Origin of the sequence: Rhizobacter terrae (assembly GCF_003852895.1) — a bacterium.
Taxonomy (GTDB): Bacteria; Pseudomonadota; Gammaproteobacteria; order Burkholderiales; family Burkholderiaceae_C; genus Albitalea; species Albitalea terrae.
In genome coordinates, this window is the sequence record NZ_QUSW01000006.1 from 215,133 (window position 1) to 240,863 (window position 25,731).

Annotated in this window: 27 protein-coding genes; 16 read left to right on the forward strand and 11 right to left on the reverse strand. The window is 68.0% G+C overall.

The window, feature by feature from the left end:
- The first annotated feature begins 37 nt into the window (after positions 1-37).
- The 5 genes from DZC73_RS20970 (at position 38) to DZC73_RS20990 (ending at position 5,837) form a co-directional block, all read left to right on the forward strand.
- Positions 38-2,014 (forward strand): ATP-binding protein, encoded by a 1,977-nt coding sequence (locus DZC73_RS20970; protein ID WP_161974683.1) that lies wholly within the window; start codon positions 38-40, stop codon positions 2,012-2,014.
- A gap of 67 nt (positions 2,015-2,081) precedes the next feature.
- Entirely contained in the window at positions 2,082-2,441 is a 360-nt protein-coding gene (locus DZC73_RS20975; protein WP_124542331.1) for a hypothetical protein, read from the forward strand.
- A gap of 115 nt (positions 2,442-2,556) precedes the next feature.
- A complete protein-coding gene (locus DZC73_RS20980) occupies positions 2,557-3,957 on the forward strand; it encodes a TolC family protein (RefSeq protein WP_124542332.1) in 1,401 nt (466 codons plus the stop codon).
- A complete protein-coding gene (locus DZC73_RS20985) occupies positions 3,954-5,348 on the forward strand; it encodes a multicopper oxidase family protein (RefSeq protein ID WP_124542333.1) in 1,395 nt (464 codons plus the stop codon). The genes DZC73_RS20980 and DZC73_RS20985 overlap by 4 nt, the downstream gene beginning before the upstream one ends.
- A 27-nt stretch (positions 5,349-5,375) precedes the next feature.
- Complete coding sequence (locus tag DZC73_RS20990) at positions 5,376-5,837, forward strand: cupredoxin domain-containing protein (protein WP_124542334.1); 462 nt, start codon at positions 5,376-5,378, stop codon at positions 5,835-5,837.
- Positions 5,838-5,941: 104 nt separating this feature from the next.
- Here DZC73_RS20990 and DZC73_RS20995 read toward each other — a convergent pair whose 3' ends face one another.
- The 10 genes from DZC73_RS20995 to DZC73_RS21040 form a co-directional block, all read right to left on the reverse strand.
- On the reverse strand, positions 5,942-6,652 hold the full coding sequence (locus tag DZC73_RS20995; RefSeq protein WP_124542335.1) for a superoxide dismutase: 711 nt from the start codon (positions 6,650-6,652) through the stop codon (positions 5,942-5,944).
- A gap of 108 nt (positions 6,653-6,760) precedes the next feature.
- The gene (locus DZC73_RS21000) at positions 6,761-7,678 is read right to left on the reverse strand and encodes a Fe-Mn family superoxide dismutase (protein WP_124542336.1); all 918 of its coding nucleotides are present in this window, start codon (positions 7,676-7,678) and stop codon (positions 6,761-6,763) included.
- A 15-nt stretch (positions 7,679-7,693) separates the two neighbouring features.
- Positions 7,694-8,314, reverse strand: a complete 621-nt coding sequence (locus tag DZC73_RS21005; protein ID WP_407924121.1) for a hypothetical protein — start codon at positions 8,312-8,314, stop codon at positions 7,694-7,696.
- Between the two features lie 12 nt (positions 8,315-8,326).
- Positions 8,327-9,499, reverse strand: coding sequence for a chromate transporter (locus DZC73_RS21010; protein WP_124542337.1), 1,173 nt, complete (start codon positions 9,497-9,499; stop codon positions 8,327-8,329).
- Positions 9,500-9,513: 14 nt separating this feature from the next.
- Positions 9,514-10,482: a chromate resistance protein ChrB domain-containing protein gene (locus tag DZC73_RS21015; RefSeq protein WP_124542338.1), complete on the reverse strand. Its 969-nt coding sequence runs from the start codon at positions 10,480-10,482 to the stop codon at positions 9,514-9,516.
- A gap of 38 nt (positions 10,483-10,520) precedes the next feature.
- Positions 10,521-11,087: a hypothetical protein gene (locus DZC73_RS21020; RefSeq protein ID WP_124542339.1), complete on the reverse strand. Its 567-nt coding sequence runs from the start codon at positions 11,085-11,087 to the stop codon at positions 10,521-10,523.
- Positions 11,088-11,089: 2 nt separating this feature from the next.
- Entirely contained in the window at positions 11,090-12,565 is a 1,476-nt protein-coding gene (locus DZC73_RS21025) for a YHYH protein (RefSeq protein ID WP_124542340.1), read from the reverse strand.
- A 73-nt stretch (positions 12,566-12,638) separates the two neighbouring features.
- Entirely contained in the window at positions 12,639-14,060 is a 1,422-nt protein-coding gene (locus DZC73_RS21030; protein WP_161974684.1) for an ATP-binding protein, read from the reverse strand.
- 7 nt (positions 14,061-14,067) lie between these two features.
- Positions 14,068-14,757 carry a response regulator transcription factor gene (locus DZC73_RS21035; RefSeq protein ID WP_124542342.1) on the reverse strand — a complete coding sequence of 230 codons (690 nt, stop codon included), beginning with the start codon at positions 14,755-14,757 and terminating at the stop codon, positions 14,068-14,070.
- Between the two features lie 15 nt (positions 14,758-14,772).
- Positions 14,773-15,081 carry a hypothetical protein gene (locus tag DZC73_RS21040; protein WP_216629190.1) on the reverse strand — a complete coding sequence of 103 codons (309 nt, stop codon included), beginning with the start codon at positions 15,079-15,081 and terminating at the stop codon, positions 14,773-14,775.
- Positions 15,082-15,389: 308 nt separating this feature from the next.
- Here DZC73_RS21040 and DZC73_RS21045 point away from each other — a divergent pair, with 308 nt between their 5' ends.
- The 9 genes from DZC73_RS21045 to DZC73_RS30505 all read left to right on the forward strand — a co-directional run bounded on the left by DZC73_RS21045 (position 15,390) and on the right by DZC73_RS30505 (position 22,997).
- Positions 15,390-16,442, forward strand: coding sequence for an ABC transporter ATP-binding protein (locus DZC73_RS21045; protein WP_235835223.1), 1,053 nt, complete (start codon positions 15,390-15,392; stop codon positions 16,440-16,442).
- A gap of 31 nt (positions 16,443-16,473) precedes the next feature.
- Positions 16,474-17,769 (forward strand): ABC transporter substrate-binding protein, encoded by a 1,296-nt coding sequence (locus DZC73_RS21050; protein ID WP_124542344.1) that lies wholly within the window; start codon positions 16,474-16,476, stop codon positions 17,767-17,769.
- Between the two features lie 22 nt (positions 17,770-17,791).
- Positions 17,792-18,679 carry an ABC transporter permease gene (locus DZC73_RS21055; protein ID WP_124542345.1) on the forward strand — a complete coding sequence of 296 codons (888 nt, stop codon included), beginning with the start codon at positions 17,792-17,794 and terminating at the stop codon, positions 18,677-18,679.
- Between the two features lies 1 nt (position 18,680).
- On the forward strand, positions 18,681-19,571 hold the full coding sequence (locus DZC73_RS21060; protein WP_124542346.1) for an ABC transporter permease: 891 nt from the start codon (positions 18,681-18,683) through the stop codon (positions 19,569-19,571).
- Positions 19,568-20,305, forward strand: coding sequence for a GntR family transcriptional regulator (locus DZC73_RS21065; RefSeq protein ID WP_124542347.1), 738 nt, complete (start codon positions 19,568-19,570; stop codon positions 20,303-20,305). The genes DZC73_RS21060 and DZC73_RS21065 overlap by 4 nt, the downstream gene beginning before the upstream one ends.
- Positions 20,306-20,310: 5 nt before the next feature.
- Positions 20,311-20,943, forward strand: coding sequence for an aspartate/glutamate racemase family protein (locus DZC73_RS21070; protein ID WP_124542348.1), 633 nt, complete (start codon positions 20,311-20,313; stop codon positions 20,941-20,943).
- A 59-nt stretch (positions 20,944-21,002) separates the two neighbouring features.
- A complete protein-coding gene (locus DZC73_RS21075; RefSeq protein WP_124542349.1) occupies positions 21,003-21,287 on the forward strand; it encodes a hypothetical protein in 285 nt (94 codons plus the stop codon).
- A 157-nt stretch (positions 21,288-21,444) separates the two neighbouring features.
- On the forward strand, positions 21,445-22,740 hold the full coding sequence (locus DZC73_RS21080) for a response regulator (RefSeq protein ID WP_124542350.1): 1,296 nt from the start codon (positions 21,445-21,447) through the stop codon (positions 22,738-22,740).
- Positions 22,741-22,874: 134 nt separating this feature from the next.
- Positions 22,875-22,997, forward strand: a complete 123-nt coding sequence (locus tag DZC73_RS30505; RefSeq protein ID WP_268879056.1) for a hypothetical protein — start codon at positions 22,875-22,877, stop codon at positions 22,995-22,997.
- A gap of 54 nt (positions 22,998-23,051) precedes the next feature.
- On the opposite strand, the gene DZC73_RS21085 is transcribed toward DZC73_RS30505, so the two are convergent.
- On the reverse strand, positions 23,052-23,957 hold the full coding sequence (locus tag DZC73_RS21085) for a LysR family transcriptional regulator (protein WP_124542351.1): 906 nt from the start codon (positions 23,955-23,957) through the stop codon (positions 23,052-23,054).
- A 106-nt stretch (positions 23,958-24,063) separates the two neighbouring features.
- Here DZC73_RS21085 and DZC73_RS21090 point away from each other — a divergent pair, with 106 nt between their 5' ends.
- Both DZC73_RS21090 and DZC73_RS21095 read left to right on the forward strand, forming a co-directional pair.
- Positions 24,064-24,954, forward strand: a complete 891-nt coding sequence (locus tag DZC73_RS21090; RefSeq protein WP_124542352.1) for an MBL fold metallo-hydrolase — start codon at positions 24,064-24,066, stop codon at positions 24,952-24,954.
- Complete coding sequence (locus DZC73_RS21095; protein WP_124542353.1) at positions 24,948-25,598, forward strand: DsbA family protein; 651 nt, start codon at positions 24,948-24,950, stop codon at positions 25,596-25,598. The genes DZC73_RS21090 and DZC73_RS21095 overlap by 7 nt, the downstream gene beginning before the upstream one ends.
- Positions 25,599-25,731 lie beyond the last annotated feature (133 nt).

Below are 25,731 nucleotides of genomic sequence, written 5' to 3' on the forward strand. Positions count from 1 at the left end.
AGGGGGAGCGACGCAACGCGTCAGCCGTGGGAACGAGATGCTCAGCCGGGTTTCGATCAAGCTCAAGGTCCTGATTGCTCCATTGGCGGTGATGCTGTTGTTCATCGCGGTCTCCACAGGTGCCATCTCGTTGTTGCGCAGCCAGGGCGAGGCGTTTCGCGATGTCGTCGGGGGTGCCTTCGACGCCGCCACCGCCAGCAGCCGGATGTCGCTCGCGGTGGCCCGCATCCACTCGGACATCATCCGCCACCTCGACCTGGGCGGTACCCGGCAAAACACCGAATCGCTGAAGGAGCTGCATGCCAGCCTCCCGCAACAATTCGATCGCGTGGAGTCGATGCTTCAGAGCATCGAGACCAACGCGCCGGCCATTGACCACGACCTGCTGCATGACCTGTCGGACCTGCTGGCCGTCTATCGCATCGTGGCCCTGCACATCACGCAGGCCTCCGACTCCAGCCCCACGCAGCTCAGCAGCCTGATGGCGCACTACAGCCAGCTGGATGCCTACATGAACCGGCTGGCCGACCTCACCATCCGCGCCGCCAAGGACAGGCAGCAGCGCACGCAATCCTTTGTCGACCGGACGGCGGCCGCATTGGCGCTGACCGTGATCGCCGTGTTCGCGGTCGGCATCGCGGCGACCTGGTTCATCGGCCGCGCCATCTCGCGTCCGCTGACCGAGATGACCGGCGTCATGACGCGCCTGGCCGACGGAGACTACGACATCACAGTGCCTGCCATGGGCAGACGCGACGAAGTGGGCGAGATGGCCGATGCGGTGGAGGTCTTCCGGCAGGCCAGCATTCGCCTGCACCAGCGCGACAGCGAGCTCGCGCAGACCGTGGAGCACCTGGCCCAGGCGCGCGATCACGCCGCGGAGGCAAGCCGGGCCAAGAGCGAGTTCCTCGCCAGCATGAGCCACGAGCTGCGCACGCCGCTCAACGCCGTGCTCGGCTATGCGCAGTTGCTGCAATGGGAGCCCGGCCTGTCGCCGCGACAGGCCACGGGCCTGTCCACCATCGAGAAGAGCGGGCAGCACCTGCTGACGCTGATCGACGACATCCTCGACCTCGCGAAGATCGAGGCGGGCAAGCTGGAGCTCAATGTCGCGCCGCTGGAGCTGCAGCCCTTCCTGCAGGGCATCGGGGACATCATCCGCGTGCGCACCCAGCAAAAGGGCGTGGGCTTCGCCATCGATGCCACGCACCTGCCTGCCACGGTGGTCGCTGACGAGAAGCAGCTGCGGCAGGTGCTGCTGAACCTTCTGGGCAACGCCGCGAAGTTCACCGACCAGGGCAGCGTGAGGCTGAAGGTCCAATGCGTGTCGCAGGAAGAATCGGCTGCGGTGCTCCACTTCGAGGTCATCGACAGCGGCGTGGGCGTGTCGGCCGACGACATGAAGACGCTGTTCAGGCCTTTCCAGCAGGTGGGCGCGATGGAGCGGCGGCGCGGCGGCACAGGCCTGGGACTGGCCATCAGCCGGCAGCTCGTGCGGCTGATGGGCGGCGACATCGGCGTCGAGAGCGACCTCGGCCATGGCAGCCGCTTCTGGTTCGAGCTGCGCCTGCCGTTGGCCCGGAAGCAGGCAGCCATCATCGCCGATCGCATCGCCACCGGCTACGAAGGCGAACGCAAGTCGGTGCTGGTGGTGGACGACGTGGAGGAGAACCGTGCCCTGCTGGTCGACATGCTGCGTCCGCTGGGCTTTCTCACGTACGAGGCCCACAACGGGCACGAGGGCGTGGAGCGTGCGCTGGTCCTGCGGCCGGACATGATCTTCATGGACAACGTCATGCCCGTCATGAGCGGGCTGGACGCGACGCGGCGCCTGCGTGGCATGCCGGACTTCCAGAACGTGCCGGTGATCGCGATTTCCGCCAGCGCGAGCAAGGCCGACAAGGACAAGGCGGTGGAGGCCGGCGCCACGGACTTCCTGCCCAAACCGTTCCGCGCCGCGCAGCTGCTGAGCCTGCTGGAGCGCCATCTGGGAATACGCTTCACCATGCGCTAGGTGGCGTGAGGCTTGACATTGCCACTGTAGGAAGGTCGAGGATCCTGCCTCCACTACACTGCATTGCATGCGACACCTCGCGCGGCTCCTCATCCTGTGGCTGATCGCCGTGGCCCTGCCGGTTCAAGGCGTGGCTGCTGCAACGATGCTGCACTGCAAGGCCGCTGAATCACCAGCGCATGAAGGGCATGGCCATCATCATGGCGCCATGGGTGCTTCTCATGCCGCCCACTCGCATCAACACGACAACGGCAAGTCCACCTGCAGCGTCTGCGCCGCCTGCTGCTGCGCGGCTGCCTTGCCGGCCCTGCCCATCGTGCTGGCCGCGCCGGAGCAGGCGGCATCGCCGCTGGCCGTGCCTCACCTGCCCGCCGCGGCATTCCTGACCAGCGGCCCCGAGCGCCCGCCACGAACGGCACGCTCCTGAGCACCCGGGCCGTGCACCGGGCGGGCCGCGCATGCGCACGCCTTCCCTGAGTCCACCGGCCGCCGCACCGCGTGACCCGCACGCGGCCTGACATCCCCACCACAAGAGGATCCAGATGCACTGGCATCCGCGCGCCGCATGGGCGGCGCTACCCACGAGCCTCCTGGCCGGCCTGCTGCTGGCCGGCTGCGCATCCACGGCCATCGACTCGAACTTCGCCGACGTGCAGCGCATGAGCCGCGAGCGCATCGGCGCCGATCCGGCATGGCTCACCAGCGACGACGCCCGGCGACAGGCGCAAGCCGATGTGGACTGGCTGCTGTCCAAGCCCTTGTCGGCCGATGACGCCGTCCACATCGCGCTGGCCTACAGTCCGGCCCTGCAGGCCGTGCTGGCCGATGCGGCCGCCTCCTCGGCGGCGGCCACTTCGTCTGCACGGCTGCCCAATCCGGTGTTCAGCTTCGAACGCCTCGCACGCGGCGACGGCGGCCTGCGCGAGCTGGAGATCACGCGCACGCTGTCCGTGCCCCTGCTCGACCTGTTCCTGCTGCCCGCGCGCATGCGGCAGGCGGACCAGCGCCAGCAGCAGATCCGGCTGCAGCTCGCCGGTGACGTCGTGCAGGCGGCCACCCAGGCACGAACGGCCTGGGTGCGCGCGGTGTCGGCGCGGCAGTCGCTGGCCTACGTGGAGCAGATCCAGACCTCGGCCGATGCCAGCGCGGAACTCGCCCGACGCATGCAGGCCGCTGGCAACTTCAGCAAGCTGCAGCGCGCCCGGCAGGAGGCCTTCCATGCAGACGCCGTCGCGCAGCTGGCACGGGCACAGCGCGACGCCCTGGCGGCCCGCGAGGCCCTCGTGCGCGCGCTGGGCCTGAACGACACGCAGGCAGCGTCGCTGAAGCTGCCCGACCGCCTGCCGGACTTGCCGGCATCGCCCAAGGACGGGCCGGCATTCACCCAGGCCGCGATCGGCCAGCGCCTGGACGTGGCCCTCGCGCAGGCCGACCTCAATGCGGTCGCCCGCGAACAAGGCCTCACGCGTGTGACCAGCGTGGTCAACGGCTTGCAAATCGGTGCCGTGCGCAAGAGCGACACCGGCCAGCCTTCGGCCCGCGGCGTCGATCTGGAACTGCCGCTGCCCCTCTTCGACTTCGGCGATCCCCGTCGCGCCCAGGCCCAGGCTGCCTACATGGCCGCGCTGAACCGCACCGCCGCCACCGGCGCTCGCGCCGCCTCGCAGCTGCGTGAAGCGCACGGCGCCTACCGCAGCGCCTACGACCTGGCTCGCCACTACCGCGACGAGGTCGTGCCGCTGCGCAAGGCCATCGCCGACGAGAACCTGCTGCGCTACAACGGCATGCTCATCAGCGTCTTCGAGCTGCTGGCCGACACGCGCGAGCAGATCGGCAGCGTGATCCAGGCCATCGACGCGCAGCGCGACTTCTGGCTGGCCGACGCCGCCTTGCAGGCCGCGGCCATCGGCCGGCCCATGAACCGACAGGACGACAACCCATGAGCAATACCCGACGGCAATTCATGCTCGGCAGCGCCGTGGCCGCCGCCAGCGTCAGCAAGGTGGCGATGGCCGCCCTGCCGGAGCCCGTGATCCAGACCCGCCCCGACACCATGGACCCGCTGGTGCCCGACACCGGCCGGCCCTACAACCCGGTGGTCACCCTCAACGGCTGGACCCTGCCCTGGCGCATGCACAACGGCGTCAAGGAGTTCCACCTCGTGGCCGAACCCGTCGTGCGCGAGATGACGCCTGGCTTCAAGGCGCGCCTGTGGGGCTACAACGGCCAGTCGCCGGGCCCCACCATCGAGGTGGTGGAAGGCGACCGCGTGCGCATCTTCGTCACCAACCGCTTGCCCGAACGCACCTCCATGCACTGGCACGGCCAGCGCCTGCCCAACGGCATGGACGGCGTGTCCGGCCTCACACAGCCGGCCATCGAACCGGGCAAGACCTTCGTCTACGAATTCGTCGCGCGCCGGCCCGGTACCTTCATGTACCACCCGCATGCCGACGAGATGACGCAGATGGCCATGGGCATGATGGGCTTCTGGGTCACGCATCCGAAGGCCAAGCATCCGCTGATCGACGCGGCCGACCGCGACTTCTGCATCCTCCTCAATGCCTACGACATCGAGCCCGGCGCCGCCACGCCCAAGGTCATGACGATGCTCGACTTCAACCTGTGGACTTTCAACAGTCGCATCTTCCCCGGAATCTCGCCGATGGTGGTGCGCCGCGGCGACCGGGTGCGCATCCGCGTGGGCAACCTCACGATGACCAACCACCCCATGCACATCCACGGCCACGAGTTCACCGTGACCGGCACCGACGGCGGCCCGACGCCACGGGCCGCACGCTGGCCGGAGGTGACGACCGACATTGCCGTCGGGCAGATGCGCCAGCTGGAATTCATCGCCGACGAGGAAGGCGACTGGTCGTTCCACTGCCACAAGAGCCACCACACCATGAATGCGATGGGGCACGACGTGCCGACCATGATCGGCGTCGACCATCGCGACGTCGTCAAGAAGATCACCCAGGTGGTCCCGGACTACATGGCGATGGGCGACCGCGGGATGGCCGACATGGCGGACATGCAGATGCCGATCCCCGAGAACACCGCCCGGATGATGGGCGGCGACGGTCCCTTCGGCAGCCTGGAGATGGGCGGCATGTTCACGGTCGTGAAGGTGCGCCGCGACCAGAAGGTGGGCGACTACCGGGACCCGGGCTGGTACCGGCATCCTGCGGGCACCCAAGCCTATGAATGGACCGGTGCGCTGGCCGAGCCGGCCCGTGCACCGATGCCCAAGGCCAGCGCCACGCCCAGTCCCGAGGTCGAAGTCCAGGTCCGCAAGCCCATGGACCACTCCGGGCACGCAGGCCATTGACTTCATTCAAAGCGACAAGGAACCCCGATGAAACACCAAGTCACCACCGCGTGGCTGATGGCCGCAGCGCTCGGCGCGGCGATGAACGCACAGGCCCACGAAGGCGAAGGCCATCCTTCAACATTCGGCGAAGCCGGCACCGCCGCCCGGGTCACCCGCACCGTGAGCATCGACATGACGGACAACATGCGCTTCACGCCAGCCAGCATCGAGGTCAGGCAAGGCGAGACGATCCGCTTCGTCGTGAAGAACTCCGGCCAGCTCCAGCATGAATTCGTGCTTGGCTCTGCGCAGTCGCTGCAGGAGCACCACGAGATGATGAAGAAGTTCCCGCAGATGAAGCACACCGACCCGAACCAGGTCACCGTGCCCGCGGGCAAGACCGGCGAAGTCGTCTGGCGCTTCACCAAGGCCGACAAGGTGCAGTTCGCCTGCCTGCAGCCCGGCCACTACGAGGCCGGCATGAAGGGCCAGGTCCAGGTGAAATAGATCGCAGCGACCCGCCCGTGGACGCGGACCATCGCCTGCGATCTCAGGCCATGCCTCCTCGACTGCGCAGCGTCTCGAACAGCTCGTGGGGAACGTTTCAGCCTTCAGGCCTCCATGCGCTGCGCGACTCGCTCCCAGTTGATGTTCTGGAAGAACGCATCGATGTACTTGGCCGCGGCAGCGCCGTAGTCCATCTGGTAGGCGTGCTCGTACATGTCCATGATGAGCACGACCTTGGTGGCCGCCGGCGCGTGGGCGTGGTCGGCCATCCAGTAGTTCTCGAGCTGCCGTGTGTGCTGGTTCCAGCCCAGCACCACCCAGCCGGAGCCGCCGCCCAGGCCTGCACCGATGCGCCGGAACTCGGTTTCCCACGCATCGAAGCTTCCGAAGGCGCGGCCGATGAGTTCACGCTCCTTCGCACCGGCCTTGCCGTTGCCACCCAGGGTGTCGAAGTAGTGTTCGTGAAGCACGACCGAGCCCGTGCGGATCAGGTGCTCGCGCTTGAGGTCGTTGTAGATGTAGGGCGGCAGATCCTTGTCGGACAAGGCCGCGGCAAGACGCTTCTTCACCGCGGCCAATGCCTTGACGGCACCCCCGTAGTTGTTTTCCCAGTGGGATTTCAACAGCCGCTCGGACAGGCCGGGCAACTTGGCTGGATCGAATGACAGCGGCCGCAGGGCGTCGCTGGATTGGAATGCCGGCGGCAGCGCCGGGGCATCGTTGGCCTTGGCGGCCTCCGTCACGGTGGCAGCTGCAGCCAGCGCGCCAGCGGCAGCGAGGAAATCGCGCCGACCGGTGGAGAGCGAGTCCTTCATGTCATCGTCCCTTTCATGCGAGGTTGAGGTTGCCATTGCAGGAAGCCTGTCGCATGGCGACCGCCCCATCTTCACCCCTCGCGATTCACCCCTCGCCAGTTCCCCGCCTCAGGACGTGGACTCCTTGGGCACGAGCGGCACGCCCGCGGCACGGCAAGCTTCGATGCCACCCGCGACGTAGCTGGCATCCAAGCCTCGCGCACGAAGCGCCAGCGCGGCCGAGCGGCCGATGTCCAGGCCATGCAGGCAGTACACCAGCACGGGCCTGGCTGCATCGAGTTCACGGCTCCACTCGTCCAGCCGGGCCGGATCGTGCCAGCGTGCGACCGCCACAAGGTCGGTCGCTTCGGCATAGGTGGCAGCGCGGCGCACGTCAATGACCTGGGCCGTGGCCGTCACGTCGGAAGGCTGGGCCGCCAAGGCCCCTGCGTCGGCAGCCACGGCTGCGCCGTAGCGCCGGTACACGGCGTCCCAGTGGATGTTTTTCATGAACGCATCCACGTAGGCCGCGGCCTTGGCGCCGAAGTCCATGTGGTAGGCGTGCTCGTACATGTCCAGCACCAGGATCGGTGTGGCGCCAGCCAGCAGGTGGGTGTGGTCTGCTGCCCAGTGGTTGACGAGCCGGCCTTCCCGCGACGACCACGACAGCAGCGCCCACCCGGAGCCGCCGCCCATGGCCTTGGCCAACGCCATGAACTCGCAGCGCCACCGATCCACCGAGCCGAAGTCGCGCGCCAGTGCGATGGACAGGCCGCAATCCGGCAGCACGCCGTTGCCGCCGAGGCAGTCGAAGTACAGCTCGTGCAACCAGGCGGAGTTGGCTGCGATCAGTTCCTCGCGCTTGAGCCCATTCACCATGAACACCGGCGCGCTGGCCCAATCGATCTGCCCCAGTTGCTGGCGGATGGCGTTCAGGCGCTTCACCGCGCCGCTGTAGTTGTTCTCGTGATGGCTGGCAATGAGGCGCTGTGACAGGCCGTCCAGCCTGGTGAGGTCGAGCGTCAAGGGGCGCAACTTCAGGTCCATGCATTTCTCCAGTTGTCAGGGGGCGGTGGCGCCCGCATTGAATTCATCGAAGGCCGTCACGCTGTCGGCCTTGGTCCAGACGCCGACGGCGCCTGCACCCGTGATGTGGCTGTCGTCGACCTCGATGTAGCGTTTGCCATCGAGCGACACGGCGATGCGCGTCTCGCTGAAGTCCACACGCAGCATGTGCCAGGCGCCACTGGCCACTGGCGCGTCGACGTACTTGATCGTCTTGCGGCTGCCGCTCTCGGTGTAGTACAGCGAGACGTTGTTCTCCAGTGCATTGGCCCGGGCGACGTAGTAGTGGTCACCGTCCTTCCATCGCCAGACCACGCCGCCGGCCTGGTCCTCGCGGCCACGCATCGGCTTGAACTTCACTTCGACAAAGCCATTCGCGATCGAGGTTCCGCCCTTGACGCACCATGGGAAGGTGCCGGCACCGTCTTGCTGCAGGACCTTGCCGCTGCCGCTGGGCGCATGCGGGTCTGCGACGACCGCCCAATGCGGCTGGCCGCGGCCCGTGACGCCGCAGGTCCAGCCGGCGGGTACTGCACCGACAGTCTCAGTCGCGAAACTCGCAGCCAGTCCAGAGGCAGACATCGCTGCAGTCGCGACACCGATCAACGCCTTGTTCATGAAGAACTCCTTTCATGCGTGCGCAATCAGCGGGTGAACCACCAGGCCGATCAACGCAGCAGCCAGCACGATCACCGGCTCCTGCACCTTCTTGAACTTCCACAGCACGGCTGCGGTCGCGATGGCCAGCGTGGCCGTCACCCAGTCGGTGATCGAGCGCTGGCCGATCACGATGACCGCGCCGGCAATCGCGCCGATCGCAGCGGCAGTCACGCCGTCGACGAAGGCCACGACAGCTGGCCGCTTGCCGTGCTTCTTGAAGTACGGCGCGGGCAGGATGGTGAGCAGGTAGCACGGCAAGAAGGTACCCACCGCCGCCACCACGGCACCCCAGAAGCCTTGCACCAGGTAGCCGATGAAGCCGGTGGTGATGACGACCGGACCAGGCGTGATCATCGCCACCGCCACGGCGTCTACGAACTGGCGGTCGGTGAGCCAGCCGTACTCCTTCACCACGCCGCTGTAGAGGAAGGGCACGATGGCCAGGCCGCTGCCGAACACGAAGCTGCCGGCGTATGCAAAGTACAGGCCGATCTGCTTGAGCCGGCCCCAGTCCACTGCACCCACCGCCACCGCGCCCATCACAGGCGCGGTGATGCCGTTGACGCTGCCGCCCCTGAGCCAGGCCGGCGGCACGCGCACCAGCCACACCAACACGCCGGCGCCCAGGAAGAGCCAGATGACTTCAGACTGGGTCACCACCGTCACCACCAGGCTCACCACGAAGATCGCCCACAGCAGCTTGTCGCGGCCGATGTTCTTGGTCGTCAACTTGTAGGCACTCATCGCGATGATGCCGATCACGGCCGCACCCACGCCATAGAACACCGACTGCATCCAGCCGATGCCGCCATACGCGGTGTAGGCCGCGCCCAGCGCCACCACCATCAGGAACGACGGCAGCACGAAGGCCAGGCCCACCAGCGTCGCGCCGAGGATGCGGTAGTGCACGTAGCCGAGGTAGATCGCGAGCTGCGCGGCCAGCGGGCCGGGCATCAGCTGCGCGATGGCCATGCCCTCCTTGTAGTCGGCCTCCGAGATCCAGCCGCGCTTCTCCACGAGGTCGCGGTACATGTAGCCGACCAGCGCGACCGGGCCACCGAAGCCCCAGGTGCCCAGGCCCAGCATGTAGCCGACCATCTGCCACAGGGTGTAGCGGGTGGGTGTCAACGTGGTGTCGTTCATGGTCAAGCAGGTGGTCAGGTCTTGTTGCGCGCCGCCTGGCGCCCGAAGTGCGCATGCAGCGAGTCGAGCACGGTGCTCATCTCGGCCAGCAGGGCGTCGTCGTCATCCAGCCGCTCGCGCGCGCCGGCCAGCACGGCCTCGAAGCCGACGGCCTCGGGGACCGGCTCGCCGCCGACGTCCAGCTGGTGGACCATGGCGCCCAGGCGCACCAGCGCCGGGTCGTCTTCCAGGCCGAAGCTGGCCATCAAGGTCTCGAAGGTCACGCGGTCGCCGACGTGGGTGAAGGCGGCGCCGTCGAAGTCGAAGCCGAGGGCGCGCTTGGGGCACTCCGACGGCGCGGCCAGCCACTTGAACTTCGCATCGGGGTCGATGAACCGGCGGATCAGCCAGGCGCTGGCGACCCGGTCCACCCAGAGCCGGCGGCGCGTGGCCCAGGTGCGGCCACGGTAGCTCTCGGCGTCCAGCCGCTCGATGCCGCCCTTGGCTTCGTGAGGCTCGTCGGGCGACAGCAGCTGTTCGATGCGGTGGTTGAACTCCGCCCACGCCGCTGCGGCCTCGGCGCCGGATTCGCCAGGAAAGAAGTCGATGGCCTGCAGTGTCTCGATGTCGCGCAGGCACTTGCGCTGCAGCCGCGTGAGTTCGGTGGCCGACAGGCGAGCGAGGCCGCGGTTGGCCTCCTTCCACGACTTGCGGAGTTCGGCGTAGTCCTCGGACCGGTCGAAGAGCTGCTGCCATGCCTGCGACTCGTCGCGATGGATCGGCTGCGCGGCCATGAGCCACGCGGTGCCGCCTTCGCCTGTGCATTCGTCGCCCAGGCCGCGCAGGGCCTGCTCGCGCTCTTCGCCCGCCGGCAGCAGGTAGGCGCCGTCCCTCAACGCCACGCAGCCCAGCGCCTTGAGCCCGCGCCACACCCGCATGCGGGCGGTGGTGCTCTGGGCGGGCAGGGAAACGACGAGAAGCAGCCAAGCCGAAACAGAAGACATGTAGCGACTATAACGCTACTGTTTCGATCCCTACAAACTCAAAAGCGAATGTCCCCGGCCTTGGCTTCCACCCACACCTGGTTCGGCCGGTACGACACCACCAGCACCTTGCCGAACTCCTGCGGGAACTGCACCCGCATCGTGCTCGCCTCCTGCTGCAGGCGGGCCTCGGCACGGATTTCCGCGAGCGACACATGCGGGTGGCCGGGCTCGGCGACCATGGCCTGCATCAGTTGCTCGCGCAGCGATTGCTGCACGGTCAGCGCTGCGGGCCAGTTCCAGCGCGACAGCCTCACCTGGCCGCCGGAAGGCAAGGCGACGTTCACTGCCGCCTCGAACTTGGCCTGCGCACGGCCCAGCGCCTCCTCGAACTGCTGGGGCGCCATCGCGGCATAGAGCATGAGGAACTCCTGGCGCTTCTTCTGCGGCGCCAGGATCCGGTGCAGCGCCTGCGTGTAGTCGACGAACAGGGTCATCGACAGGTGCGTCCCGTCGCGCAGCACGAGCGTGGCGCGGTTGTCCGGCAGTTCATGGGACCAGGCCGCGCCTGACACCAGCAGGCACAGCAACAGCCCCGCCAGCCGTTTCATGGTGGAGAAGAACATGGTCAGAAGGCCCGGCAGTAGTTCTGGGTGGCGGTCTGCACGCCGGATGTCTTGAAGATGAAGTTCCAGCACAGCGCGGAGGTGCGCCGGTAGAGGATCTGGTAGGTGATGCCCGCCTGGTCCCATTGCAGCGTGCTGGTGCCGCCGATGGCCAGCGTCGCAGCGGTCGCGTCCAGCGTCATGTTGGACACGCCCGGCCCGCCGCCCGGGCCGTTGGGAACGCGCATCGGCGCGAACTTGCCGCCCTGCCCGGCGAGGTCCGGGCTCGGCGTGCCGCGGAAGCACGACAGCACGTACGGACTCGCATCGGTCAGGTGGTAGGCGTAGCCCGTGGGTGCATTCGGGTGCGTGAGGGTGTTGCCGCCGCAAACGCTGTCGCGCGTGGCGACACTGCCGTCGGGGTTGTAGTAGCCGAAGATGGCGAAGCCATCGAGCGCCCAGCCCACCGGGTGCGTGTCCCAGTAGTGCTCGGCCTGGTCGGCCATCATGCACACCGGGGCCGCGTGGTAGTGGTAGTCGTCGGCGCGGCCAGCGTGGCCGTTGCAGATGTCCAGCTCGCCTTGCACCTTGGTGTCGCCGCCGCCCGTGGACGTGTCGCAGCCGCCTTGCTTACAGGGGTTGAAAATGGGCACGCCATTGACGGCGATGCCGATGGGCCCGTCCACCGCCGTCGTGGTGCTGCTGGCGATGGCCGGCTCCAGCGGGATGTGCCAGGCGTTGTCGCCGGTGAAGTTCTGCGGCACCGGCACCTGCAGGATGGTCTGGGTGATGCCCTTCATCATCGGGTGGCGGGTCTGGATGCCGTAGCTGCTGATGGCCGCGTAGGTGTCGCCGCAGTCCACCGCGAGGCCGTTCTCCGCCGCATACGGCCCGAAGGACTGCCGCACGTTCAGGCAGTTCAGCGTCGCCTGCGTGCGGGTGTTCGACAAGGTGATGGCTGCACTCTTCAGCGTCACGCCGGCCAGGGCCTTGAGCAGCACGTCGCCCGTGACCTGGCTGGGCGTGTAGGCCGAGAGGTCCGGCTTGGCCGACAGCGCGTAGACCGTGAAGGTGTAGAGCTTGGTGCCGCCGCCCGCCGAGCAAGGCGGTGCATAGCCGAGGCCAGCGCCGTCATCGGCGCTGCCCAGCGTGCCGATGCCCGACGTGCTCTCGGCCAGCGAGCCGACCGACGCATCGATGTTGTAGAGCAGCCAGTTGTACTTCGTGGTACCAGGGCCGGGGATGGTGCTCATCACCACCGCATACGCCGCCGTGCCGCTGGGCGCACCGCTCCAGGCCAGCGGGGGCGTGTGGCCCGCGCCGTCGCAGGTGTAGGTCTTGGGCAGCACGCCACCATCGGACGCGGCGGTGCTGCTCAGGGTGAAGGTGCCGGAAGTCGGCGTCTCGGTGGTGCCCGATGACGACCCACCACCGCAACAGCACAGGGCCAGCGCCAGCAGCGGCGCATACCAACGAATGAAAGCCGGGGCAATGCCCATCTTGGATCTCCTGAGGCCAAAAGCACAGGAGTCCAGCGTAGGAGTCAGCCCCCTTCGGGAAATGACATCTTCGTCATGCGCGCGGCAGCCACACCCGCATGCGCACCTCGTCGGCGGCACCGGGCTCCAGCGTGAGGTCGCCGCCGTGAGCCCGTGCGATCTCGCGCGCCAGGCTCAGGCCCAGGCCGCTGCCTTCGACCTCGCGGCTGTGCGACGCATCGCCGCGGTAGAAGCGGTCGAAGAAGCGCTGCCGGTCGGCATCGGAAATCGGCCGCGAGGAGTTGGTGAAGGTGATCTGCGTGCCCGACGGCGAGTCGGTGGCCTTCACGTGGATGCGCCCGCCTGGCGGACTGTAGCGAAGCGCGTTGCTCACGAGGTTGTTGAAGAGCTGCTGGACGAGCTGCTCGTCCACCGGGGCGACGATGCCGGCCGGCACGTCGCTGCTGAGCAGCTTGTCTGGTGCCAGCATGTGGGCGTCGGCCATCATCGTCTCCAGCATCTGCGACAGGTCCACGCGGGTGACGTGCAGCGGCACCTTGCCCGCATCGGCCTGCGACAGCAGCAGCAGCTTGCGCGTGATGGCAGCGAGCCGCCGCACTTCGTCGAGCATCTGCGCGAGGTGCAGCTCCACCGCCTCGCCGCCCGACTGGTGCAGCGCCTGCTCGATGCGGCCCTGCAGGATCGTCAGCGGCGTCTTCAGCTCATGCGCCGCATCGGCGGAGAAACGCGAGGCCTGGTGGAAGCTCGCCTCCAGGCGGGCCAGCATGGTGTTGAACGCGGTGATCATGTCCTTGAACTCCCGGTCTTCGCCCTTGTCATCCAGCCGCTGGTCCAGCGCCTTCTGCGTGACCTGCGTCATCGCGTCGCGCAGCCGGTTGACCGGCCGCATCGCAATGCCCGACAGCAACCAGGCGCCCAGGCCGGTGATGGCCAGTGCCATCGGCACGGCCCACACGAGCAGGCCACGCAGCGCATCACGCAGGTCCGCCTCGGTGGCTTCCAGGTCGGCGGCGATGATGGCCGTGGCCGGTGCCAGGTCGGCGCGCGCTGCGCGCCACTGCGAATGGCGCGCCGAGAACGAAGCGAAGGAACAGGAAACCACCGGAGGCGGTGGCGGTGCGCCGTTGCCATCCGGTGGCGGTGGCGGCGCCGCGCCGGCGGCGGAAGGCTTGCGCATCCATTCGAGGCGGCGAAGCTGAAGCGAATCGTCCCAGCCGCTGGAGCGCAGGCCCACGCCGCCGTCATCGCGGTCCACTGCCATCATGAGCTGCCGGGCGGAGGCCAGGTGCAGCTTGTCGGCGACGTCCGATTCCAGGCTCGCATGCGGCGCCATCGGCGGCAGGCTCACCAGGCGGCGCGCCTCCATGCACAGCCGCTCGTCCAGGCGCTGCACTTCGTGGCGCAGCACACCCGACCAGCTCAGCCCCATGACGAGTGCCAGCACCAGCGCCACGATGAGCGCGGTGATGCCGAAGAGCCGGACGCGAAAACTCATGGCGTGTTCACCCGGTGTCGCGGAAGCGGTAGCCCACGCCGCGCACCGCTTCGATGGGCGCATGGCCGGCATCGCCTGCGGGGATGACCGCATCCAGCTTGCGGCGGATGCGCTGGATGCACACGTCGACCACGTTGGTGCTCGGGTCGAAGTCGTAGCCCCATACGTGCTCCAGGATCTGCCCGCGGGTGAAGACCCGGCCGGCGGACCGCATCAGGTACTCCATCAGGCTGAACTCGCGGGTGGTGAGCTCCACCGACTGGTCGCCGCAGACGGCACGCCGAGTGATACGGTCCAGTACCAGGGTGCCCACCTGCACCGTGTTCTGCCGTTCGCCCGAGAGGCGGCGCACCAGCGCCTGCAGCCGCGCGGCCAGCTCTTCGACGAAGAAGGGCTTGGCCAGGTAGTCGTCGGCACCAAGCTGCAGGCCTTCGATGCGGTCGCCCAGCTCGTTGCGCGCCGTCAGCAGGATGACCGGCGTGTTCACACGGGCCGAGCGCAGGCCCTGCAGCACCGAGAGGCCGTCGCGGCCCGGCAGCATCAGGTCGAGCACGATGGCATCGAAGCCCGGGCGGCTGGCCGCCTCGAAGCCGCTGTTGCCGTCGGCGCAGTGCTGCACGGTGATGCCGCGCTCGGTCAAGCCTGAACGGACGAAGTCAGCGATGCTCTGCTCGTCTTCGATCAGCAGGACCTTCATGGATGCGGGTTCACCTCAGCGCGCCGGGGCAGAGCCCGCCGGGCGCGGGTCCAGCGCATCGAGCCTGTGGATGCTGAAACCCGACGAGGCGATGGCGGCGTCCAGGGCCGGCCCCGGTTGGAAGCCGGCATCACGCAGGCCGCGCTTGAGGGCCTTGGCGTCGTCGGTGGTCAGCGCATCGGGCTTGTACTTGGAGAGCACCGCGCGCACCTTGGCGAGCTGTTCGGCCGTGAGGGCTGCCTGCGGGGCGGGCGGCGGATTGGCCTGGGCCAGCGTGGCGTTCGCGATCAGCACGGAGGCGGCCAGCAGGGCGACACGTTTCAAGAGCAGGTTCATGGATTCGAAGCAGGCGCGTGGCGCAGTGATGGTGCACGGATTACACAATGCGACTCGTCGGCCCGGGGACTTTTCTCGATGACATTTTTGTCATCGAGCCCCTCGGTGCAGCTCGCCCTGCCCAGTCTGGTGCGCACCGACTTGTATGCAATCTGCACCAGATTTTGTATGCAATCCGTGCGCACATCGCGACGCCCCACCCGCTTGGTGCAGAACCGATGCCCAGGTTGTCCGTGATGCCTGGCACATCCATTGCGTAGTGATGCCTCGGCAATTTCGCCGAGGAGCGCAAACGCATGGCCTCACTGCCGCTGATCGAGCAACGCCTGCCCACCATGGCGGCGCAGGCCGATCTGGAACTCGTGCGCCTGGCCAAGCGCTACGGCCACGGGCAGCACGCATCGCTGGCGGTGGATCACATCGACCTGCGCGTGGCCGCCGGCCGCTACTGCTGCCTGCTGGGCCCCTCGGGCTGCGGCAAGACCTCGACGCTGCGCATGATCGCCGGCCACGAGGACGCGAGCAGCGGCGACATCGTGCTGGGCGGGCGCAACATCACCCACCTGCCCGCGGCCGCACGCGGCACGGCCATGATGTTCCAGAGCTACGCGCTCTTCCCTCATCTCTCGTCGCTGGACAACGTGGCCTTCAGCCTGAAGATGCGCGGGGTGGACCGGGCCACGCGCCACCGCCGCGCGCAGGACCTGCTGGAACGCGTGTCGCTCGGGCACCTCGCTTCGCGCAAGCCCTCTGAGCTTTCCGGTGGGCAACAGCAGCGTGTCGCCCTGGCACGCGCACTCATCACCGAGCCGCGCGTGCTGCTGCTGGACGAACCGCTCTCCGCGCTGGACCCGTTCCTGCGCGTGCAGATGCGCGCCGAGCTCAAGCGCTGGCAGACGACGCTGGGCATGACCTTCATCCACGTCACGCACTCGCAGGAAGAAGCGATGGCGCTGGCCGACCACGTGGTGGTGATGAACGCCGGCCGCATCGAACAGGATGGCCCGCCGCGCGAGGTGTTCAACGCGCCGCGCTCGGAGTTCGTGGCCCGATTCATCGGCGGCCACAACGTGCTGCCCGCCGCCGACGGAAAGATCGCCGTGCGAACCGACAAGACCCGACTCGCCCGCGAGGTGCCCGAGGACACGCCGCACCGCCTCGACGCCACGGTGACCGGCGCGGAGTACCAGGGCACGCACGTGCTGGTGACCCTGCACTGCGACGCCATGCCCGACAACGAGCTGCGCGCCGTGCTCAGCGAATCCCTGTACGCCGAACTGCCCTGGCGCAGCGGCGACCGCGCGGTCGCGCACTGGCGCGCGGCCGACGTGCATGCCCTGCCAGCCTGACCCGCAGACCCACGACCCGGAGGAAACCACCATGAGCCAACGCCACACGCCCGAAGACGCCCAAGCCAACCCGTCGGCCGGGGGCCTCACGCGCCGCACCGTCGTCCAGTCCGGCCTGGCCGGCATCCTTGCCGCGGGCTTCGCCCCCGTCGTGCGCGCGGCCGACCCGATCGTGCTGCGCTACCTGGGCACGGCGGTGAACCAGGACAAGGCCATCGCCGAGAAGTTCGAGGCCGACACCGGCATCAAGGTGCAGTACATCCCCGTCACCACCGATGACGTGACCAAGCGCGCCGTGACCGCGCCCAACAGCTTCGACCTCATCGACACCGAGTACTTCTCGCTCAAGAAGATCATCCCCACGGGCAACCTCAAGGGCATCGACGTCAAGCGCATCAAGAACGCCGACAAGATCACCACGCTCTTCACCAAGGGCGAGGTCGCCGGCAAGAAGGTGGGCGACCAGGGCACGGCGCCCAAGAAGGTGATGTTCCTCGAAGGCGAGAAGTCAAAGGCCTTCGCGTCCTCGCCCACGCAGTTCATGACGCTGATTCCCACCGTCTACAACGCCGACACGCTGGGCATCCGGCCGGACCTCATCAAGCGCCCGATCGAGAGCTGGAAGGAGCTGCTCAACCCGGAGTTCAAGGGCAAGGCGGCCATCCTCAACATCCCGTCCATCGGCATCATGGATGCGGCGATGGTGGTCGAGGCCATGGGCCTGTACAAGTACCCCGACAAGGGCAACATGACCAAGAAGGAAATCGACCTCACCATCAAGACGCTGATCGAGGCGAAGAAGGCCGGCCAGTTCCGCTCGCTGTGGAAGGACTTCAACGAGAGCGTGAACCTCATGGCCTCGGGCGAGGTGGTGATCCAGTCGATGTGGTCGCCCGCCGTCACCGCCGTGCGCACCAAGGGCATCGCCTGCAACTTCCAGCCGCTGAAGGAAGGCTACCGCGCCTGGGCCGCCGGCTTCGGCGTGCCGTCCACGCTGTCGGGCAAGAAGCTGGATGCGGCCTACGAGTTCATCAACTGGTTCCTTGATGGCTGGGCGGGCGCCTACCTGAACCGCCAGGGCTACTACAGCGCGGTGCTGGAGACGGCCAAGGCGAAGATGGAGGCCTACGAGTGGGCCTACTGGATGGAAGGCAAGGCGGCGGAGAAGGACATCAAGTCGCCGCAGGGCCAGGTCCTCGCCAAGGCCGGCGAGAAGCGCGACGGCGGCAGCTACGAGGCCCGCATGGGCGGCATCGCCTGCTGGAACGCCATCATGGACGAGAACACGTACATGGTGCAGAAGTGGAACGAGTTCGTGGCCGCCTGAGCACGGGTGCCGGCTGAACACGATGAACACGGTGAACAAGGCACTCCCCGGCTGGCTGCAGGCCCTGCCCATGGGCGCGGTCTTCGCCGTGTTCTTCGTGCTGCCGCTGCTGCTGGTGGCCGCGGTCAGCCTGTGGCCGCAGAACGAGTACGCGCTGGAGCCGGGCTTCACGCTGCAAAACTACGCCACGCTGTTCAAGGGCTGCCCCATCGATGCGGACACCGGCGGCTTGTGCGTGACCTTCAAGACCTACCTGTCCACGTTCAAGTTCTGCGCGCTGGTGTGGCTCATCACGCTGGTGCTGGGCTTTGCCATCGCGTACTTCGTGGCCTTCCACGTGCCGAGCGTGGCGGCGCAGACGGTGCTGTTCACCGTGATGACCATCCCCTTCTGGACGTCCAACGTGATCCGCATGATCTCGTGGATTCCGCTGCTGGGACGCCACGGCTTCATCAACCAGGCGCTGATGGACGCGGGGCTCATCCGCCAGCCGATGGAGTGGCTGCTGTACTCGGACTTCTCGGTCGTGCTGGCCTTCGTGCACCTGAACACCACCTTCATGATGGTGCCCATCTTCAACTCGATGATGAAGATCGACCGCGCGCTGCTGGAGGCGGCCGACGACTGCGGCGCCTCGGCCTGGCAGACGCTCACGCAGGTCGTCATTCCCCTCACCCGCACCGGCATCCTCATCGGCTCCATCTTCGTCATCACGCTGGTGATGGGCGACTTCGTCACGGTGGGGGTGATGGGCGGGCAGCAGATCGCCTCGGTGGGCAAGACCATCCAGGTGCAGACGTCCTACCTGCAGTTCCCGCTGGCCGCGGCCAACGCGGTGGTGCTGCTCGCGCTGGTGCTGGCCTTCATCGTGGCGCTGAACCGCCTCGTCGACCTGCGCCGGGAGCTTTGAGATGGCACAGCGGCGATCCGCAGGCTTCTGGTGGCTGGCACTGCTGTGTGCCGCCTACGTGCTCTTCCTCTACGGGCCGGTCATCACCATCTTCGTGCTGAGCTTCCAGGGACCCGACGGTGGCCTCACCTTCCCGATGCGCGGCACGTCGCTGCACTGGTATAGACAACTGTGGGAAGGCCTGGGCGTGGTGGACATCGGCGCCGCGCTGCGGCGTTCGCTGCTGCTGGGCACGGTCGTCATGGCACTGACCGTGCTCATCTCGCTGATGGCGGGCCTGGCCTTTCGCAAGCGCTTCACGGGCAGCGCCCTGCTCTTCTACACCTCGGTGGCCAGCCTGGTGATGCCCTCCATCATCGTCTCGCTGGGCATCGGCCTTCAATTCCGGCTGGGCGACACGCTGGTCAAGTCGCTGCTCGAACGGCTGGGGGCCACGTCGATGCTGGAGTCATACACCACGCTCATGGGCCTGTTCACCTCGGGCCTGGGCGCCCACCTCACCTGGACGCTGCCCTTCGGCATGCTCATCATGTTCGCCGTCTTCAACCGCTTCAACCCGGCCTATGAGGAAGCCGCGCGCGACCTCGGCGCCACGCCGTGGCAGACGCTGCGCCATGTGGTGCTGCCGATGATCGGCCCGTCGCTGGTGGGCGTGGGCATGTTCGGCTTCACGCTGAGCTGGGACGAGATCGCGCGCTCGTCGCAGGCCATCGGCGACGTCAACACCCTGCCGCTGGAACTGCAGGGCCTGACCACCACCGTGACCACGCCGGCCATCTATGCGCTGGGCACCACGACCACGGTGCTGTCGCTGCTGGTGATCTTCGCCGCGCTGGCTGGCGCCGGAGCGCTGCGCCGCCGCGCCCACAGCCAGGCGAGAGCAGCCGCATGACCGGCACCGTGCTCTCCGACGACGAGATCCACCAGCGCATCGTCGATGCCATCGTCGACCAGCGCCTGCTGCCGGGGACCAAGCTGGTGGAGGACAAGCTCGGCCAGGTCTTCGGCGTGTCGCGCACGCGCATCCGGCAGGTGCTCATCCGCCTGGCGCAGGAGCAGGTGGTGGTGCTGCAACCGAACAAGGGCGCGAGCGTGGCCCGGCCCACCGTGACCGAGGCGCGCGAAGTCTTCGAGGCGCGCACGCTGGTCGAAGCCGTGCTCGTGCGCCGATTCGCAGCCGGCGCGACCACCGCGGACCTGCAGGCCCTGGCGCAGTGCGTGAAGAGCGAGGAGACCGCACGCCGACAGGGCGACGCGGCCACGGCGCTGCGCCAGTCGGGCCGCTTCCACCTGCTGCTGGCCGAGGCGGCCGGGCACCAGACCTTCTCGCGATTCCTGCACAAGCTGGTGTCACGCACCAGCCTCATCCTGATGAGCCATGGACCGGCCGATGTGCAGCCCACGACCAGCCGGGCCGCTCGCTGGGTGCAGGTGTGCCGATGCGAAGAGCATCGCGGCCTGCTGGCGGCGCTGCGCACCGCGCGCCGCTCGCGCAAGCCGGTGGACGTTGAGCGTGCCGTCGCCCTGATGACCCGGCACCTGGCGCAGATCGAAGCCGGGCTGGAATGGTCGACACCCGAAGCGCGGCCGAGCGACTGGATGTCGCAGCTCTCGGACATGGCCTGAGTGCGATGCATCAGTTGCTCATCAATCCCAACACGCGGCACGACCTCACGCACTCGCTCGTGCAGGCCGCGCAGGGCGATGTCCCGCTGCTGGGCGAGACGGCGGCGTTCGGGGCGGACTACATCGCCAGCGAAGCCGGCTATGCCGTGGCCGCGCATGCCGCGCTGGACGCCTACGAACGCCATGCGGCCCAGCACGGCAGGCCCACGGCCGTGCTCGTGGGCTGCTTCGGCGACCCCGGCGTGTGGGCGCTGCGCGAGATGGCCGAGGTTCCGGTGATGGGCCTGGCCGAAGCCGCCATGCGCGAAGCGGATGCACTGGGCCCGTTCGCCATCGTCACAGGCGGCAAGGCCTGGGGGCCGATGCTGGCGCGGCTGGCACGGTCGCAGGGAATCACGCACTTGCGACGGGTCATCACCATCGACGCCGGCGGCGACCGGCTGCTCGCCGAGCCCACCGCTGCCGTGCATTCGCTCCAACAGGCGATCGACCGGGCCTGCCTCGACACGGCGCTCGCCGCCGTGGTGCTCGGCGGGGCCGCCCTCACCGGCTTCGCGCCAAAGCTCTCGGCTTCGCTGCCGCTCATCGACAGCGTCCAGGCGGGCAGCCGCTGGCTGCGCTCAGCACCCATGCGCTGAACAGGGCGCCGGCCGCCTTGCAGGCACGCCGGTTGCCGGTGACTGCGTTGGAGGTTTTCATGAACATGCACCGCTTGGCACTGCTGGCCCTGCCCCTCGCGGCAAGCCTGCTGGCCGCATGCGGCGAACGCAGCGTGCCCGCTGCCGGCACCGGCAAGGCATCCGCGGCGGGCGGCGTGCGGGATCAGCACGCCCGCTCGTTCCGCACCGTCGCACTGGGCACCGAACCCGGCAGGCCCGCCGGCCTGCACGACTCGGCCGACCTCGTGCCCGACGCGCCCGCCGACGACATCTGGGGTGCCGGCCTGCGCCCTGGGCGGGGTGCTTCGGGCATCAGCCCCTGAACATCCGGCGGCCGCCGGTTGATACGACAACTTGCAAATCGACTCACCGGCGTCGCCGTCTTTTCACCGAAGGCCAGGATCTCGCGGGTACAGTGAGGCCGTGCGTCGGGTACATGCTTTGCTGCGCGCAACCCAATAAGAATTTGAAAGGAAGCGCTTGGACCTCGCCGAGTTCTTCACCCACAAGGCCAGAGATGTCGTCGCCATTGCACGCGACCGGGGCCTGCTTTTTCTCTTCGACTACCGTGGCCCGTTCATCGAACTGATGGACGGCGAGGCCGCGCTGTCGTCCTGCCTGCAGCGCGTGCAGGACGCCGCGATGCACCTGCTGGACGACGGCTTCATCTTCCTCAGCGCCCAGACCGAGTGGAGCGACGACGGTTTCGCCGACGTCGCCGTCAGCGTGGCCGGCACCGGCGGGCGGGCCGATGACGCACGCATCAGCGCCGTGCTGCAACAGCTTGGCCTGGTCGAGCGCAGGGGCATGCAGTTCTACCCCGAAGGCGCCCGCGTGGCCGATGGCACCTGCCCCCATTCCGACTTCAAGATCAGCTTCGCCGCCAACCGCAGCGACGGCATCCTCTTCGCGGTGGACATCGTTCGCGCGCCGGCACGCCTGATGGATGGTGACCCGCCGCCGCATGCCGACGGCGCCCGCGCCTGGCTCATCAGCGATGCGAACGGCGCGCACCAGTCGCTGTCGCGGCGGCTGCAGCGCCTGGGCTGGTCCACCACCGTGTTCAAGTCGCTGCACCAGGCGACCACCCAGCTGCGGGTCATGTCCGCCGGCATGACGCGGCCGGCACTGGTCATCGGCACGGAATCGCGCGCGCTGACGCTGGACGGCATGCGGACCCTGCGCAGCGAACTGCCGCAGCACACGCAGGTCATCCTGGCCACCGAGGACGAGCGCCGCATCGACCCCGGCGAGGGCATCGATTGCATGGTCTGGCCGTTCAGCCCGCGCGAGCTCGAATCCGTGACGCGCCGCGCGGAAACCGCGGCCGCCGCCTTCTCCGGCGAGACCGCACCGGCGCCGCTGACCTTCACCGAGCGGCCGCGCGCGCTGGTGGTGGACGACAACCCGGTCAACCTGCTGGTGGCCTCGGGCCTGCTGCAGGTGGCCGGCTTCGAGGTGCGCACTGCGGCCGGCGGCGAAGAAGCCATCGCCCGATGCCGCGAGGAAGCCCCGCAGGTCGTGCTGATGGACGTGCACATGCCCGACATGGACGGCCTGCAGACCACGCGCCGCCTGCGCGCGCTTCAGCAGGCCGGCGTGCTGCCGGAGTTCCGCATCGTCGCGGCCACGGCCGACGCCCGCGAACTTGGCCTGCCGGCCTGCGTGGAAGCCGGCATGGACGGCTACCTCAGCAAGCCGCTGACGCTGTCCTCCATCGAGCAGGAGCTGCGCCGGGTGATGCCCGGGCTGCGCTTCCTCGTCACCTCGCACTGAACGCCCCCAGGGCCGGGCTGCGCCCGGCGCCAAAGCTGGCACGAGAGTCGCTTAAGGTCCGTCACCGGGGCGCGGCAGCCTTCGCAGGCCGCCCAACCCCACCGATAGACCGCTCTTTGCTTGCTGGAATTCACATGACTGACAAACAACGTCACCGTCCGACCCGCGCACCGCATGGCAGCGTGCCGAACTGGGCCCTTGTGCTGTTCGCGACCGCTGCCGTCTTGCTCACCGGCTTCGCCAACGCCCTCGTCTGATCCCCTGAACAGGGCGCCCCAAGGCGCCTTGTTCCGCTGCTCGAGGCCGTCCCGTCACTCCCTGTCCCAGGGAGGCAGGACGCCGCCGAACCGGTCGGCCAGGAAATCCACCAGCAGCCTCAGCGCCAGGGGCTGGTGCTGGCGTGACAGGTAGATCGCATGGACGCCCATGGTGTCCGGCTCGTACCCCGGCAGGACCCTCACCAGGCGCCCTTGCCGAAGATCCTCGCCGACGAAATAGGTCGGCAAGATGGCCATGCCCCCGCCTGCCAGCACCGCACGCCTGAGCACGGCAGCCTCGTTCGTCGAGAAGTGCTCGGCGACCGGCACCTCCACCACCTTGCCCGCATGCCGGAAGCGGTACTGGCCCGCGCTCACGAAGGCATGGGTGAGGCACAGGTGGGATGACAGATCCGCGGGCACGCGGGGCTGGCCCCGCTTCTTCACGTACTCCGGTGACGCGCACAGCACGGAGCGGCAGTCCGCCAGCTTGCGGGCGATGAAGCCTGGCTCCAGCGTGTTGGAGATGCGCACCGCCAGGTCGATGCGCTCGGCCGTGAGGTCGACGCTGCGGTCGGCCGCCATCAGCGTGAAATCCACCTTGGGATGCTGCCGCTGGAACTCGACCAGGGCACCGGCCAGTTGCGCCTCGGCGAAGGAAGGCGAACACGCGATGCGCAGCCGGCCCGACGGCACGCGGCTGGCAGTGCCCGCTTGCTGCTGCACGTCCTGCGCCAGTTCGAGCAGTTGCCTGCATGCCGCCAGCGCCGTTTGCCCCGCCTCTGTGAGGCTGATGCGCCGTGTCGTTCGGTGCAGCAGGCGGGAGCCCAGCCAGTTCTCCATGGCCGCCAGGTAGCGGCTCACCATGGCGGTGGACATCTCCAGGTGGTCGGCCGCCTGGGTGAGGCTGCCGTGCTCGACCACGGCGACGAACACCTGGGTGGCAGTCAGTCGGTCCATGACTTCATCGATCCATGCAATAAATCATCGATTGAACCGGACTTTATCAATCAGAAGGCGGCAAATAAAGTCCTCGCATTCCTCAACGCCTCTCACGGAGAAACCCATGCTGTCGCCTCTCAAGCTTGCCCGCCTGGTCCTGCCCCTGCTGACGCTTGGCGTCGTCGCTGCCGGCGACGCCGCTGCACAGAATGCCGCGCCCCTGGCGGTCAAGGTCTACAACGCCGATGCCGGCAGCTTCCACGTCAATGCGGTGGTCGTGAGCGGCAAGACGGAAGCCATGGTGATCGACACCGGATTCACCCGTGCCGATGCCCTGCGCGTGGCGGCCAACGTGCTGGACAGCGGCAAGACGCTCAAGACCATCTTCATCAGCAACGCCGACCCGGACTACTACTTCGGCGCGGAGACGTTGAAGGGCATCTTTCCGCAGGCCCAGGTGCTGACCACGGCCGCCGTGCGCGAGAAGATCCAGTCCAAGCTGGCCGGCAAGGTCGCGTTCTGGGGGCCGAAGATGGGCGCAAATGCCCCGCGCCAACCCATCGTGCCGGATGCGATCACCGGCAACACCCTGACGGTGGATGGCGAGACCATCGAAGTCCGCGGCACCACGGGCGAGCTGGCGCACCGGCCCTACGTGTGGATCCCGTCCATCAAGGCCATCGCGGGCAACATCGGCATCTTCGGCAACCTGCACGCCTGGACGGCCGACACGCAAAAGGCCAGCGAGCGCAAGGCATGGCTGGCACAGCTCGACGAGATGCAGGCGCTGCACCCGGTGCTGGTGGTGCCCGGCCACATGGCGGCCGGCACGGCGCTCGATGACGGCGCGATCCGCCACACCCGCGAGTACCTGCAGCGCTTCGAGGCAGAGCTGCCCCGGGCCGCGAACTCGGCCGAGCTGATCGCGACAATGCAGAAGGCCTACCCTCAGGCAGGACTGGGCATTGCGCTGGACATCGGCGCCAAGGTGAACAAGGGCGAAATGAAATGGTGAAGACAGCCACGCTGCACTACATCCACGACCCGCTGTGCGGCTGGTGCTATGGCGCCGCACCGCTGGTGAAGGCGGCGCGCGAGGTCTTGCCTGTCGTCGCGCACGCCGGCGGCATGATGGCCGGCAGCCGGCGCCAGAAGGTCAACCCGCAGTTGCGCGAGTTCGTGATGCCGCACGATCGCCGCATCGCGCAACTGACGGGGCAGGTCTTCGGAGAGGCCTACGTCGACGGCCTGTTGCGCGACACCTCAGCGACCTTCGACTCCGAGCCGCCGATCGCGGCAATGCTGGCCGCAGAACGCACCGCTGGCCGCGGGCTGGACATGCTGGCCAGGTTGCAGACCGCGCATTACGTTGAAGGCCGGCGCATCGCGGATCGGGAGGTGCTGGTGGAGCTGGCGGCGTCGATCGGTCTGGACCAAGTTGCTTTCGAGCACGCGTTGGGCGAAGTGCAAGGCCACCTCGTCCAGGCGCACATGGAACAGACGCGCGGACTGATGTCGCGTGTTTCCGCGCAAGGCTTTCCAACCTTCGCGCTGGAGATCAGTGCACGCATCGATCGAATCGACGCCGCAGGCTTCCTGGGAAACCCGACGGCATTCGCATCCTGGCTCAGCACGAAGATTGCATCGTCCAATCCATAGCATCGCTCAGCATGAGCGAGCAAAGCGACGCGCCCCTCAAGCCACGCCCGCGGGACTGGCTCTGCCAGCCCGCAGGGTGGCGCCCAAGGGCCACGAAGGGGCCCCTGCGTGGCCCCTGGGGCAGGAGCGCAGC